Source organism: Lachnoanaerobaculum saburreum DSM 3986, assembly GCF_000185385.1.
Taxonomy (GTDB): domain Bacteria; phylum Bacillota; class Clostridia; order Lachnospirales; family Lachnospiraceae; genus Lachnoanaerobaculum; species Lachnoanaerobaculum saburreum.
The window spans coordinates 542,816-557,755 of record NZ_GL622296.1 but is presented as its reverse complement, the minus strand read 5'-3'; the positions used below and the strand labels follow the sequence as shown (position 1 = coordinate 557,755).

14 protein-coding genes and 1 pseudogene are annotated in these 14,940 nt (G+C 37.5%); 1 reads left to right on the top strand and 14 read right to left on the bottom strand.

From position 1 onward, the window contains the following. Positions 1-343, top strand: a pseudogene (locus tag HMPREF0381_RS02710) (GNAT family acetyltransferase); the annotation flags it as partial. A 39-nt stretch (positions 344-382) separates the two neighbouring features. Here HMPREF0381_RS02710 and HMPREF0381_RS02705 read toward each other — a convergent pair. From HMPREF0381_RS02705 to rfbA, 14 genes are all read right to left on the bottom strand, one after another. Then, the gene (locus HMPREF0381_RS02705; protein ID WP_008750331.1) at positions 383-724 is read right to left on the bottom strand and encodes a DUF2304 domain-containing protein; all 342 of its coding nucleotides are present in this window, start codon (positions 722-724) and stop codon (positions 383-385) included. Next, entirely contained in the window at positions 721-1,413 is a 693-nt protein-coding gene (locus HMPREF0381_RS02700; RefSeq protein WP_008750330.1) for a glycosyltransferase family 2 protein, read from the bottom strand. Before HMPREF0381_RS02700 ends, HMPREF0381_RS02705 begins: the two co-directional genes overlap by 4 nt. Before the next feature lie 2 nt (positions 1,414-1,415). Then, the gene (locus HMPREF0381_RS02695) at positions 1,416-2,351 is read right to left on the bottom strand and encodes a glycosyltransferase family 2 protein (RefSeq protein ID WP_008750329.1); all 936 of its coding nucleotides are present in this window, start codon (positions 2,349-2,351) and stop codon (positions 1,416-1,418) included. After that, a complete protein-coding gene (locus tag HMPREF0381_RS02690) occupies positions 2,348-3,580 on the bottom strand; it encodes a lipopolysaccharide biosynthesis protein (RefSeq protein WP_008750328.1) in 1,233 nt (410 codons plus the stop codon). The genes HMPREF0381_RS02695 and HMPREF0381_RS02690 overlap by 4 nt, the downstream gene beginning before the upstream one ends. 12 nt (positions 3,581-3,592) lie before the next feature. Continuing rightward, the gene (locus tag HMPREF0381_RS02685) at positions 3,593-4,600 is read right to left on the bottom strand and encodes an ATP-grasp domain-containing protein (protein ID WP_040461085.1); all 1,008 of its coding nucleotides are present in this window, start codon (positions 4,598-4,600) and stop codon (positions 3,593-3,595) included. Between the two features lie 59 nt (positions 4,601-4,659). Further along, positions 4,660-6,093: a lipopolysaccharide biosynthesis protein gene (locus HMPREF0381_RS02680; protein ID WP_008750326.1), complete on the bottom strand. Its 1,434-nt coding sequence runs from the start codon at positions 6,091-6,093 to the stop codon at positions 4,660-4,662. Continuing rightward, positions 6,093-7,073, bottom strand: a complete 981-nt coding sequence (locus tag HMPREF0381_RS02675; protein ID WP_008750325.1) for a glycosyltransferase family 2 protein — start codon at positions 7,071-7,073, stop codon at positions 6,093-6,095. The genes HMPREF0381_RS02680 and HMPREF0381_RS02675 overlap by 1 nt, the downstream gene beginning before the upstream one ends. An 8-nt stretch (positions 7,074-7,081) precedes the next feature. Beyond that, positions 7,082-7,960 carry a glycosyltransferase gene (locus tag HMPREF0381_RS02670; RefSeq protein ID WP_008750324.1) on the bottom strand — a complete coding sequence of 293 codons (879 nt, stop codon included), beginning with the start codon at positions 7,958-7,960 and terminating at the stop codon, positions 7,082-7,084. Continuing rightward, positions 7,957-8,949: a glycosyltransferase family 8 protein gene (locus tag HMPREF0381_RS02665; RefSeq protein ID WP_008750323.1), complete on the bottom strand. Its 993-nt coding sequence runs from the start codon at positions 8,947-8,949 to the stop codon at positions 7,957-7,959. The genes HMPREF0381_RS02670 and HMPREF0381_RS02665 overlap by 4 nt, the downstream gene beginning before the upstream one ends. 76 nt (positions 8,950-9,025) lie before the next feature. Beyond that, positions 9,026-10,690, bottom strand: a complete 1,665-nt coding sequence (gene leuA / locus HMPREF0381_RS02660; protein ID WP_008750322.1) for a 2-isopropylmalate synthase — start codon at positions 10,688-10,690, stop codon at positions 9,026-9,028. Between the two features lie 60 nt (positions 10,691-10,750). Further along, complete coding sequence (glmM, locus tag HMPREF0381_RS02655) at positions 10,751-12,097, bottom strand: phosphoglucosamine mutase (protein WP_008750321.1); 1,347 nt, start codon at positions 12,095-12,097, stop codon at positions 10,751-10,753. Further along, the gene (gene rfbD, locus HMPREF0381_RS02650) at positions 12,097-12,957 is read right to left on the bottom strand and encodes a dTDP-4-dehydrorhamnose reductase (protein ID WP_008750320.1); all 861 of its coding nucleotides are present in this window, start codon (positions 12,955-12,957) and stop codon (positions 12,097-12,099) included. The genes glmM and rfbD overlap by 1 nt, the downstream gene beginning before the upstream one ends. After that, positions 12,957-13,979 carry a dTDP-glucose 4,6-dehydratase gene (rfbB, locus tag HMPREF0381_RS02645; RefSeq protein WP_008750319.1) on the bottom strand — a complete coding sequence of 341 codons (1,023 nt, stop codon included), beginning with the start codon at positions 13,977-13,979 and terminating at the stop codon, positions 12,957-12,959. The genes rfbD and rfbB overlap by 1 nt, the downstream gene beginning before the upstream one ends. Before the next feature lie 21 nt (positions 13,980-14,000). Beyond that, positions 14,001-14,894 (bottom strand): glucose-1-phosphate thymidylyltransferase RfbA, encoded by an 894-nt coding sequence (gene rfbA, locus HMPREF0381_RS02640; RefSeq protein WP_008750318.1) that lies wholly within the window; start codon positions 14,892-14,894, stop codon positions 14,001-14,003. Positions 14,895-14,940: the final 46 nt, after the last annotated feature.

The following is a 14,940-nucleotide window of genomic DNA, read 5'->3' as shown; positions in this document are numbered from 1 at the left end:
CATCAGTAAAACTATGGCAAAAAAACTCTCTCGTGTAAGTATACTTGACAAAGAAAACAGATCGTATACAACTACAGCATATCTAATCGCACAAATTAGAAAAAACTACTCAATACCAAGAAAAAAACAAATTTCAGGTAATGTGCTTTTAGGTTTTGCTTTGGAAACTATAAGTAGTCTGAAATATTCTATTGGCGGTGTCATGGAGTTTCTTGAATGTGCAGATAGCAAATTTCTGTTGGATTTTTATGAAAGAAATCATTTCAAACGATTTAATACGAGAATAGCAAATTTACAATATAATGAACCATATGTATTACATCAACTTTTAAAATTTATTTGAATCAAGGCCATATTTTTGTGACCTTGATTCTTTTCTTATTTATTCTTCCCCATCCTCTTTCTCCTTCAATGCCATCTCCTGAGCCAGATTCACCACCTTGTTTTCAAGAAGTGATATCTGTATGCTCATAAAGAAGAGTTTGATAAGGAGCATGCCTATTATTATAAGATAGACTATATTGGCGGGGGACTTGGCACCCACAAGGTCGGATATAAAATAAATAACTCCGGGGAATACTGCAAAGACTATCAGTATGATGGCAAAGACCACCCAAAACAGTCCGTCTTCTATTCTTATTTTTGATTTTCTTATCTTTCTTACAATGATAAAGAATGACATTATGGATATCAGGATAAGCCCTATTCTTAGTACAGCCGTCATATTTTTTTCTTCTCTCTAAAACTTTGAATAATGATAATGGAAGTCAGCATCCTAAACATATACTTGATGGCATTTATAGGAGTGAGGTAGCTTATACCTGCCGCTCTCTCATCCATCTCGCCCTGTATTTCACAGACTTTCATTCCCTGCTTTATCAGATAGGATACGGTATCAGGCTCAGGTGCATAGTTCAGTCTGAGTGCAAACTCCGCAATCAGCTTTTCATTGTACATTCTCATACCTGAGGTCGGATCATGTATTGTCACACCGGTGCTTAAGTTTATTGCAAGGCTTATAAGTCTTGAACCTATCATCCTCAGTGTAAAGGGCTTTTTCTTAGTGATAAACCTTGAAACTATGACTATATCACATTCCTCACATTTTTTTCTCATTGTAGGAATGTACTCAGGTCTGTGCTGTCCGTCACCGTCAAACTGGACCGCATACTTGTAGCCATGCTTGTAGGCATACTTCATTCCTGTCTGAAAAGCCCCTGCAAGCCCAAGGTTTACCGGAAGATCTATAATATTAAAATTATTTTCTTTGCAAATCCTTGATGTATCATCAACAGAGCCGTCATTTACAATAATATAGTCCACATCATTTAATGTATTTGTAAGTCGCTCTATAACATTTGCAATATTCTTTTCTTCATTAAATGCCGGTATTATCACCAATGTATCAGACATATCTATCTCCAAAACCCTTTATTCATACTGAAAGCTCTTACCATGCCCTTTGGCAATTTTTTAAAATTCCTGCCCATAAAAAATCCTATATACTTACAACCGCTTATATATATAAGTCTTATTATACTGATATATGAATGAGTGGCTAAAAGATATTTCAAAGTCTTTAAAACCAGTTTTTTGCCCTCACTCTCACTCTTTATATTCTTAAAGATCTTGGGATTGCTTGCCTGTGACACTCCGATATCAAAATTTCTTTTAAACTGCGTGATGCCGCTGTAGTTGTGAGAATGTATAACCTTTGCCCATGCTTCATATTTTATAAAATATCCATGCTCAATAAGTTTATAGGCAAAAAGCATATCCTCATTCAAAATCTCTCCGGTATCAAAGCCGCCCAGTGCATCAAAGGTCTCTCTTTCATAGGCTGCACATACATTTGAAGCAAAGTAAGTCTTTATTCCAAGAGTCTGCCTCTCATTAAAAGACTTTATCATTGACTCTATGGGATAATTGAACTCTCTTGTAAACTTCTCAATCTTATTTGCCCTTTTGTCAGGTACCTGTCTTGCATATGCAAGCTTTATAGAATTATCCATTCCTCGAAGCAGATATTTTACAGTCTCTTTATCAAAGCAGACCGCATCCTGTGTCATACATATAAAATACTTTGCATCTGATTTTGATACTCCGAGATTTCTTGTAGCACCATGGTCAAAATCACTCTTTAAAATATGTTCAATATAAAGATTTACTTCACTGCCATAAAACAGCTCTCTGATATTTTCTTCAATTCCCGACTTATCCCAAATACTCTTATCCGTATTTATAATGATAATCTTGCCGGGCTTCACACTTTGAGCCAAAAGCCTCTTTATTGATGTCAAAAATCTGTTATCCGGCTTATATGTAGGTATTATCACATCTACTAAATTCATTTTTTAACCTTTCTGAGTCCGAAAATCACTGCTGCAAGGAAAAATACAGTCAATAATAACATAGTAATCATATATGCAATTGCAGCTCCGTCCATAGCAAAGATTTTTACCATAAAGTCGCTGAAAAAATATGCAAAAACCGCACCGATCACATATATAAAAAATATCACTCCGGTCATCTCAAAGATAACCAGACAATAGTATCCCAAATTCACTACGGCATAAAGTCCGCCACCGAGTATTACAAGTACCAATGCGGTTTTATACGGTTCTATGGCACTTCCCACATCACCAAGCACAAGCTTTAATACAGGTATTCCGAATATATATGCCGCAAGCATCCCAAAGATTGTAGTCGCAATTATAAAGACTGCAATCTTTGATATGGTGGATACAAAGCTCTTTGTATTACCTGTTTTAAATAACAGTGAAAGCTTTGTAAGTATCGGCCTTATCACAAAGCCTGCCATAAGATTTATAATGGAAGTCGGTATAAATATTATGCTGAAGTAACCGTTAAACTCCTCACCAAGCCTGTAGTTCACTGCATACTTGGCTGCCGCAAAGATATATAAATCAATGAATGCTCCCAAAAACAGCCACTTACTCTTATTTAATAAAGAGATATATGATAATTTTTTTATAGCAAAATCCACCTTTAACCTACGAAGAGGTATAATATCAAAGACAACCGCCGCAACCGCTACGCCCGGCAGCAGTGCCAAAGAGCTGAGTTTTAAATCACCTGTAATTCCCAAAATTCCCAAAAATATGCCTACACAGAATAATGTTCTGAAAAGTGTAGCCTTTCCTGTCATATCAAGCCTGTCCTGTCTTTGCATCTCAGACTCAAATATATCGCAGAATCCGTCAAGTATCTTATACAGTGACAAAATCATATATACTTCAAATACATATCTGTCCTTTGCCATAAATACTATATACACAAACCCTGCCAAGACAGCCAAAAGTGAAGTTATCACACGGAATCTTAAGTAGTCACAGAATGTATATTCATTTGCTATATCGGTAACCTGTATAGGCCTCATGCCGAAGTATGAAATTATATAAAGTTGCTGGCCTAATGTGGAAAATCCGAAGAAAAATATTCCGCCTGCATAGGCTCCTGAAAGCTTTGTGACCGCCACTCCAAGCAACATACTTGTAACAGCATATATAAGACTTCCAAGCATATTCCAAAAATATGCACTTCTCTCTTTTTTATCCATAATATCCCAAATCTATTCTATCCTAAGCATGGTTATTTCTTTTGCAAAAAGACCGTATTTTTTAACACTTAAATCATTAAGCTTTTTGCCGCTGCAAAGTCTGATAATCGCCTCAAGTTCATTGACACCTGCACTATGTGTGAAAGGGTAGCCTCCGCCAAATCTGGCGTTCATATCTATTATATATCCCGTCTCACCTGATAAAATCACATCCATATCAAGATTTCCGATATGGCACAGGTTTTGACCTATCCTTTTACCTATGGTTTGTAACCTTTCATCATCCGTTACCTTTGCGATATCCGTCTCACCTGAACGCATTGCAAGCTTTCTCTTTACAGTGGTTTTGATATACTCTCCGTTAAGGTCATTAAATATATCAAGACCATACTCCACTCCGCTTATCTTTTCCTGTATAAGTATCGCTTTTTTTATATCCGCCTTTGACTCAAACCTTAGATAGGATTTTTGTATATCTTTCTTTGCCTTTTCATAGAAAACTTCAAGTTCTTTTTTGTTTTCCGCCTCAAATATACTTAAAGAACCCATGCCCCATCTAGGCTTTAAGATATAGGTTTTATTTTCAAAGCTTACATTCTCCATTGCCACATCAAGGTCTATATAACTGTCAGGTACAGGCATATCCATGCTTTTTAGATATTTTAACATTTCATATTTGTCATTACAAATATTTATAATATTTTCATCTGAAACAATTACCTTTACACCTAAGGCTTCAAATTTAAGCTTATTTTTTGCAAGTATCATCAGGTCAATATCAAAAAGTGAAATAAGTATATCTATTCTTTCTCTCTTGCATATATCCAAAAGAAAGGGAATATAATCTTCATCATATATAAGCGGAGAGGTAAAAGCCTTATCTGCAATACTCATTGCTGTAGTATACTTATCCGAGTTTGTAGCTATAATGCTTCCGGCTAAACCGAGCTTTTTATATACCTCTTTCAGATATTCGATTATATATGCTCTCCTGCCCACACTGGTCAAAAGTATATTCATTATTCTCTCCCTACCGTTTATAATACTCATTCAGACTTGTACAATAAAATCTGAATAAGCTACTTATTCATTACCTTACTTACTATCATCTTAAAGTTCTCATTTTTCATAACAAAAGCCAAAGCTATATAGATAATTACTCCAAGCACTATCTGAACAAGCAGACTGATAACACCTGTTCCTATATATCCGCCTGCTATATATATACATACTCCCATAAATATCGCAGGTATAAAGTTGTTCAAAGCATCCATACTCTGCTCTCTTAATGTATAGCCTAAAAGTCTTCCGTTAGGTGCCGCATTGATATATGCACATATCAAATCTGAAAATGCCTTAAGCCCTACAAAAATAAATACATTATATCTTATTCCTATCAGCAATATGATAATTCCAAGAAGTTTCTTTATAATCTCAAGCTTTAGGAATATATCACTCCTGCCCATAGCATTCAGTGCCTCAAGGTTTGATACATGAATCGGCCAAAATACATATGAAAAACACATCATCTGTAAGAACGGTATTGCAATCCTCCACTTTTCTCCAAGAAGTAAAAGTATCAGATTGTTACTGACTGCCGCCAGTCCGCACATCATAGGAGCCACCACAAAAGTTGAGAGCCTTACCGAGGACTTTAAAAGTAATCTTACATCTTCCTTGCTTTCCTGTTTTTTTGACATGGCGGGAAGCAGTACAGACTGTATTGCGGATGAAAGATTACTTACTACAAGCTTCGGGAACTGCTCACCTCTGTTGAATGAGCCGAGCATATCTTCGCTGTATGCCTTACCTATAACAAGTCCATGTATATTTGTAAATATTGTATCTATCAGTGATGCCGCCAAAAGCTTTGAGCCATAGGCAAACATAGTCTTTAATCTCTCAAAGTCAAACTTAAGCCCCGGAAAATACTTTATACCTATTCCAAGTATTATAAGCAGTGTAAAATAATAAACTATCTGTTGGAACACCAAAGCCCATACTTTGGCACCTTCAAATGCCATAATTACACTCACACTTCCTGAAATTACAGATGAAAGAAATGTCGCAATAAAAAGAGTTTTAAACTTCATATTTCTTGCGACATATGAGTTTTCTATCGAGATAATACTTCCCGGCAATATTATGATTCCCATAACTCTAAGTATAGTAATAAGTTCAGGGTTTTTATATATATCCGCTATAAAAGGTGAGCCTATAAATAACAACATATATATTGCTAAAGACAGTAATACATTAAAAATCAGCACAGATGAAAAGTCCAAATCATCTGCTTTAAACTTTTGTATCAGTGCTGAAGCAAAGCCGTTTTGTACCAGAACATTGGCTATTGTTGTAAATATCAAAACTATTGCAACTGTTCCGTACTCTGAAGGACTTAAAAGCCTTGCAAGAAGTACGGACACTATAAACTGAACACCCTGTGAACCGCCGTTTTCAAGTATTTTCCAAAAAAGAGATGTGGAAATCTCACTTCTATTTTTATTATTCATCAGATATTCAACATCTCTCCTATTGTAAGTATTTTTGAACTTTTAAAAAATGAATATTTCAAGATATCTCTTATCTTTGATATTCTGTTTTTAGATTTCATATCTGCAAATGCCTTTAAGGTAGTATATGCAAATATGGTATCACTTAATTTGCTGTTGCCAAGTTCATTTTTATACAATCTTAAAAACTCCTCTACCTGTGAAAACATGTAATCGTAGTTTTCTCTGATTTTCTCTTTGTTTCTATTTTTTATATTGCCGGGTTCAAGCGGATTTTTTGCCCCAAGTTCATTATTTTCATGCTGGCGATACTTTATAAGACATTCATCCAGAAAACCCACCTTGCCGAATGTAAAAGCAAGTATTCCAAGCCACCAATCATGCATAAAGGAAACCTTAGGCCTTTTGTATATATTAAGCAATGCTTTATTTATAATCACCGTATTCCCCGTGATATTATTTTCCACCAAATATCTTGAAAAGCTTTGTTTAGTGTTTATTGTATAGAGATTTTCCGACTCTTTGACGGCATGCTTTAATATCCGTCTTATACCTGTGATATCGGACATTCTCCTGCCCCCTGTGTTCAGGTTCTCATCCGCTATCTGTAAATCGGAGTGCACCAAGATCGGTGTATCTTTCCCATAATTTTTTTCAAGTATTTTTATGGCTTTTACACTTTTTTTAAGCTTATCAGTTTCCCAAAAATCATCCTGATCACAGAGTGCAATATACTCGGCATCAGCCCTGTCAAGCAGATTATAGAAGTTTTCTTTTGCACTGTGAGTATCACTTTGAATGACCTTTATTTTTTCTTTTAACACACTTTCATAGCTTCTTAATATTTCAAATGTACAGTCGCTTGAATTATCGTCACTTGCAAGTATTTTATAGTCCGTATAGCTTTGGTTTATTATACTTTCTATCTGCTCAGGCAAAAACCTCTCACCGTTAAAGGTAGCCAGTAAAATTTCTGTCATATGCTTTCCTACAGTAATCCGAAAATAAGTACTTCAAGTCTGACCGCTGCAAAAAATATCTTTGCAAAAATCTGCTGAAGAGGATTTATCTTCAAATACTTTTTATAAAAATACATTGTAGATTCTTCTCTTATCTTCTGGCGTGAGTACAGGCTCTTTAAACTCTTTTTGATACTTGCGGAATGTATATGTTTGTATTTATAACCTGTGATGACGGCCGTTTTCAGCCCGATATCCGCCATTTTTTTTGAAATTAAATCTTCTTCTCCGTATAAAAACATCTTTTCATCATAACCGCCCACTTTTATAAAAGCATCCACTCTGACCATAAGTAATGCACCAAGTACGGCACCTACTTTTCTTATCTTTGCATTGTAGAAGTTTTCATCATAGTGCAGGGCTTTTGAAAATATCCTTCTGCTTATAGGACCGTTCTCCGCCAGTGAATGATAAAAATCTCTCACCGGCCAACATGTGGCACCCTTTAATACATTTTCCCTGCTGCCGTAAGCATCTTGAGTCTCTACAAGCGGAGCAAGTATGCCGATATTTTTATTCTTAACCATAGCGGACTTTAAGACTCTTATTACATTCTCCTCAAAGTCTGTATCCGGATTTGCTATAAGCGCAAGATTCATTCCAAGATTTTTTGCAACCTTTATACCTACATTATTGCCTGCACCATAACCCTTATTCTCATGATTAACTACAAAATAAATCTTTTCATTACACTCGCAAAAACTTTTCAGCCTGACTTTTGAATCATCATTTGAAGCATTGTCTACCACTATTACCTTATCAAAGACAGTATAATCCGCCACATTGCCTAAGAGTTTTAATGTATTATCGGCATCATTATAATTTAACACTACTAAGGCTAATTTCATTTTCTCTCCTTATTCCTCTCCAACAGTCTCTTATAAGCTTTGTTTATATAATACTCGGATATCAGCTTTCTAATCCTTGGACAAATCACTGTTATCAAATCCATCATATGATATATAAGCATATACAGCCTCTTACCCTTTTCAAGCGGAACATCTCTAAACGGTGTCTTTTCCTTAAAATAAAAATATGCCCTCCTATATGGATTAAAACTGCCGATACACCATGGCCTCTCATCACCTGCAAAATGCAGCACTACAGGTCTTTTCTTTGCCTCTTTTAAGTCCTTTTTATTATATGAAAGTACGGCACCGTACACTTTAACAAATGCCCTATATGAAAAATATTTATAGTTTGAAAAGAAGTTAAACTTAGGCGGCAACTTTTTTATTCTCCACCTGAGTACACCGTTTATAGCATCCTGCTCACCGAAAAGACTCTTATCCCAAATGCTTTTGCTGTAACTGATTATCTTTTCTCCAAGATTTTCTTCTCTCCATTTTTTAAGGTCTATCAGTAAAAGTCCTGCATTTATATATGAAGCCTCACAGTCAAGTCTTATTTCATATCTTACTCTTTCAAGTACTGTAGGCTCTTCTATGGCGGCTGCTACATTCTTACCAAGCTTTGTATAATAAAGTTCTCTTATAGAATGTAATATCACCATATCACAGTCAAGATACAGCACTCTTTTAACATCATCCGGCAAAAGCTCACCTACAAGCAGTCTGCCCATCTTGCTTATATCAAAAGAAGCATCCTGTAATCCGACATCAAAGTACTTTGATGCATTATCAAGTTCAATTACACTTAGTACTCTGTCAAACTTCTTTGCAATACTTTTCAATTTGCCCAAAGAGTCCTCACCAATTCCTGTGGAAATGATGAAGACTCTAATATCTTTCTCATGTCTGTTTCTCTCATATAACGAATATAGGCTTACGCCAAGATGCAGGGCAAACTTTTCATTTGCTATATAAACTATATTCATATTTACCTCAATTTATTTCACTATAATGAATATATAAACTCAGACAGCACGCTTGCATGCTATCTGAAATATATTTTTAGTAGAACAATCTGTTTACCGCAGAGAACAGACCTCTGATAGATGATCTTGTGATATTTCCTGAAATACCCACGCCGTAGGTGGTATTACCGGTTTCAACATCAAGCATGTGGATATATGAAGCGGCCTTTGCATTTGAACCAGAAGTAAGTGCATGCTCATTATAATCAAGAACCTTCATCTCCTTGCCGACAACTTTCTCAAGTCCTCTCTTGACAGCATCTATAGGACCGTTTCCGCTGCTTTCAAATACCTTCTCTTCTCCGTTTTGTCTATATGTAACCTTAACAAATGTAGAGAAATCACCGTCTTCATCGGCATCCGTTATGACACATTTTACAAAATGCAGAGGCTCTTTCTTCTCAATGTAGTTCTTCTCAAACTCTTTATAGATTTCCTCAGGCGAAACCTCACCCTGCATTTCTGAAATTCTTTGGATAATATCCGCAAACTCCTTGTGCATACCTTTTGGCAACTTGAATCCGTAGAAGGTGTCCATAACAAATGCAACACCGCCTTTGCCTGACTGAGAATTGATTCTGACTACAGGCTCATACTCACGACCGATATCAGCAGGGTCAATAGGCAGATACGGAACTTCCCAGTACGGATTGTTTCTCTGTTTCATTGCCTGAACGCCCTTGTTGATAGCATCCTGATGTGAACCTGAAAATGCGGTAAATACAAGCTTGCCTGCATAAGGGTGTCTTGGGTCAATGCACATCTTTGTAGTTCTCTCATATACATCTATAATTTCTTTGATATTGCTGATATTAAGGTTCGGCTCAATACCCTGTGAGTACATATTGTAGGCAATATTAAGTATATCCACATTTCCTGTTCTCTCACCGTTTCCAAACAGTGTACCCTCCATTCTCTGCGCCCCTGCCAAAAGTGCAAGCTCCGCAACGGCTGTACCGGTACCTCTGTCATTGTGCGGATGTGTGGAAAGTATAATTGCCTCTCTGTTTTTTAGATGTGTACTAATCCACTCTATTCTGTCTGCAAATACATTCGGTGTTGTCATCTCCACGGTATTGGGCAGATTGATTATTATTTTATTTTCTTTGTTAGCACCCCAAGCCTCTACAACTGCATCACATACATCAAGTGCAAAATCAAGTTCCGTTCCCATAAAGCTCTCAGGTGAATACTCCAATATAATCTCACCGTCATGGTCTTTCATATATTTCTTTACAAGAGCCACACCTTCAAGTGCAATATTTTTTATTCCTTCTCTGTCAAGGCCGTATACCACATCTCTTTGTAATGTATCTGTGGAATTATAGATATGCATTATGCATTTTTTAATTCCTCTTATAGCTTCAAAGCTCCTCTTTATAAGATGCTCTCTGCATTGACAAAGTATCTGTACCACTACATCATCAGGAATAAGCTTTCTGTCTACCAACTGACGTAAAAAATCAAATTCTATCTGAGATGCGGCAGGGAAACCGATCTCTATTTCCTTAAAGCCCAACTTTACAAGCAGATTAAACATCTCTATCTTTTCTTCCACCACCATCGGCTCTACCAATGCCTGATTGCCGTCTCTTAAGTCTGATGAACACCATATCGGTGCCTTCTCTATTTGCTTATCCGGCCATGTTCTCTCTTTAAAATCCACTATGGGATTTCTCTTATATCTTTCAATATGATACATTCAATCTCTCCTTTTTTCTATTCTAAGTTTAAGCTTTGTCTCATTCCCTGTGTTTGTCCCCTATATTAAAAGTCCCTCTTTTTCCATCACTTTGATGACCTCATCAGTATACTTTTCACAGTCATCCATACTCTTTGCTTCCACCATCACTCTGATAAGAGGCTCCGTACCGCTTGGACGAAGAAGTATCCTGCCGTCACCTCCAAGTGCCTTTGAAACCTTATCTACAGCTTCCAAAACCGCCTTATTTTCACCTGCAATTTTTTTATCCGTTACTCTGACATTTTTCAGCACCTGCGGAAAAATCTCCACCTCACTTGCAAGTTTTGAAAGTGGTTGCTTTGTCTCCAAAACCACCTCCATTACCTTAAGTGAAGTAAGTATACCGTCACCTGTAGTGGCATGCTTTGCAAATATGATATGACCCGACTGCTCACCGCCAAGGCAATGCCCGTTATTTTGCATATTTTCATATACATACTTGTCGCCTACCGCCGTCTTTTCGTAGTTTATTCCTTCTCTTTCAAATGCCTTATAAAGACCGAAGTTTGACATAACGGTTGTAACTACGGTATTGTTGAAAAGTTCGCCTCTCTCCTTCATATACTTGCCGCAAATATAAAGAATCAGGTCACCGTCAACTACATTGCCGTTTTCATCCACACATAGGCATCTGTCGGCATCTCCGTCATAGGCAAAGCCTATATCACAACCGTTTTCAAGCACACATTTTTGCAAACTCTCTATATGTGTGGAACCGCAGTCTGTATTTATATTAAGTCCGTCCGGATTGTTGTGTATAACAAATGTATCCGCACCCAAAGCATCAAATACATTTTTTGCAATACTTGAAGCGGAACCGTTTGCAAGGTCAAGTGCCACCTTCTTTCCTTTAAAGGATCTTGTGGCTATTGAGATAAGATAGCCTATATATCTGTTTCTGCCTGCCGCATAGTCTACAGTCCTTCCTATATTTTCCTTAGTGGCAAAGGCAATTGCATCATCAGGTCCGTCAATATAGCCTTCAATCTTTTCTATTACCTCTTCCTCAAGCTTTTCACCGTTGCCGTTTATTACCTTGATACCGTTGTCATAGTACGGATTATGGCTGGCTGAAATCATTATACCGCAGTCAAAATCATCACTTCTTACCACATAGGATACACTTGGAGTTGTAGTGACATGAAGCAAATATACATCCGCTCCTGAAGCTGTAAGCCCTGCAACCAAGGAATATTCAAACATATAGCTTGATCTTCTGGTGTCCTTACCTATAACAACTCTACATTTTTTGCCGTCTTTAGAATAATAGCTTCCCAAAAATCTGCCGACCTTATATGCGTGTTCAACAGTGAGGTCTATATTTGCCTCTCCTCTAAAACCGTCTGTTCCGAAATATTTTCCCATTATTTTTCCCCCAGTTCAAGCAAATATCTTCCAAGTGCGTCCTGCCAAGTCGGCAAAAGTTTAAAGCCGTTTTCTGTGAGTTTGGACTTGTCCATCCTTGAGTTATGCGGCCTCTTTGCCTTTACCGGGAATGCATCTGAAGATACCGGTGTCACCGCTACATCAAGCTTTGCCTGCTTAAATATCTCAACCGCAAAATCATACCATGAGCAAAGTCCCTCATTGGTTGCATGATATCTGCCGTATTTGTCAGTTACAATCATATCTGCCAAAAGTCTTGAAAGGTCAGGTGTATATGTAGGAGAACCGATCTGATCATTGACCACACTTACAGCTCCTCTTTCTTTTCCAAGCCTTAGCATTGTTTTTATAAAGTTATTTCCATGAAGTCCGAATACCCATGAAATTCTTACTATAAAGTACTTCTTAACCAACTCCTCAACATACAGCTCGCCCTTATACTTTGCCATACCGTAGACATTTAGCGGCGCTCTCTTATCATCAGGCTCCCAAGGACGCTTCCCCTCTCCGTCAAATACATAATCTGTAGAAATATACATCATAGCGATATCAAGTGTTTTTGCAACCTCGGCTATATTTTTTGTACCTTCCGCATTTATCTTTGTGACAAGGGCTTCATTGTCCTCTGCCGCATCCACTGCCGTATATGCCGCACAGTGAATTATAGCATCTAATTTAGTTTTATTGTTAATGTCCTCAATTAGTTTCTTTGTGGCGGCGGCATCTGTAATATCAAGATCCTCTATATCTATACCTACAGATTCTATATTTCTTTTTGAAAGTTCACAAAGCAGGTCGCTGCCAAGCTGCCCCTTTGCACCTGTTACCAATACTCTCATTAAAGTCTTTCTCCATACATATTTTCAAAATACTTTGTGTATTCACCGCTTATGATATGTTCCCACCACTCTTTATTGTTCAGATACCAGTCAATTGTCTTTACAATTCCCGTATCAAAGGTGTATTCAGGCTTCCATCCAAGTTCTGTCTCTATCTTGGTCGGATCTATAGCATATCTTCTGTCATGTCCCGGTCTGTCCGTTACAAATTTTATAAGGCTCTCCGGTTTATTAAGTGCCTTAAGTATTGTCTTTACCACTTCAAGATTGGTTCTTTCATTGTGTCCGCCGATATTGTAGATTTCACCGACTTTACCCTTTCTTACTATAAGATCGATAGCCTTACAGTGGTCTGTAACATAGAGCCAGTCTCTTACATTCTCCCCCTTGCCGTATACCGGAAGTTCCTCATTATTTAATGCTCTGCTTATAATAAGCGGAATAAGCTTCTCAGGGAAATGATACGGTCCGTAGTTGTTGGAACATCTTGACACGGTCACAGGAAGTCCATAGGTTCTGTGGTATGCAAGTACAAAAAGATCCGCACCTGCCTTTGATGATGAATATGGGCTTGAGGTATGCAGAGGTGTTTCCTCGGTAAAGAATAAATCAGGTCTGTCAAGAGGAAGATCTCCGTATACCTCATCTGTGGATACCTGATGATATCTCTTTATTCCATAGGTTCTGCAAGCATCAAGTAATGTTGTGGTTCCCATTACATTTGTTCTTACAAAGCTCTCAGGATCTGTGATTGATCTGTCAACATGGCTTTCCGCCGCAAAGTTTATAACCACATCCGGTTTTTCTTCTTCAAACAGCTTAAATATAAAAGCTCTGTCTGCAATATCACCCTTTACAAACTTATAGTTCGGTGCATTCTCTACCGGTTTTAATGTCTCCAAGTTTCCCGCATATGTAAGCAGATCCAAGTTTATTATCATATCCTGTGGATACTTATTTACCATATAGTGAACAAAATTTCCGCCGATAAATCCGGCACCGCCTGTAACAATAATTTTCATACTAACCTCATTTATCTTATTTTACGCTTGATGTATATGGTCGATATACTTGCCGTCATATACATCCTTTAGATATTTACCGTACTGGTTTTTCTTAAATATCTCATATGCTTTTAGAAGCTCTTCTTTACTTATCCATCCGTTCAGATATGCAATCTCCTCCAAGCAGGCTATCTTTCTGTGCTGATGTGTCTCCATTGTGTAGACAAAATTGGTGGCCTCTACCAAACTCTCATGTGTTCCGGTATCAAGCCATGTAAAGCCCTGTCCGAGTACCTTTACATCAAGCTCACCTTTTTTTAGGTAGATTCTGTTCAGATCTGTAATTTCAAGCTCACCTCTTGCAGAGGGCTTTAATTCTTTGGCAAATTTTACTACATCATTGTCATAGAAATAAAGTCCTGTAACACAGTAGTTGCTCTTGGGCTTTTCCGGTTTTTCTTCTATAGAAACCGCCTTACCGGTTTTATCAAACTCTACTATACCGAATCTCTCAGGATCATCTACATAGTAACCGAAAACCGTGGCTCCCTTTGTTTTTGAAGCTGCCGATTTTAAATGATTCTTAAGTCCATGTCCATGGAAAATATTGTCACCAAGTATCATTGCCACCGGTTCGTCTCCAATAAACTTTTCTCCTATGATAAATGCCTGTGCCAGTCCGTCCGGACTTGGCTGAATTGCATATTCCAAGTTAAGCCCGAATTGTGAACCGTCACCAAGCAACTCCTTGAATCTTCCCGTATCATCAGGTGTAGAGATAATAAGTATCTCTCTGATACCTGCCTCCATCAGTACTGAAATAGGATAATAAATCATCGGTTTGTCATAGATAGGAAGCAGCTGTTTTGATGTAACCTTTGTCAGCGGATATAATCTTGTACCGCTACCGCCTGCCAGTATAATACCCTTCATCTTGTGTCCTCACTTTCGCCGGGGCTTTCTACCCTCAAAGCCTTTA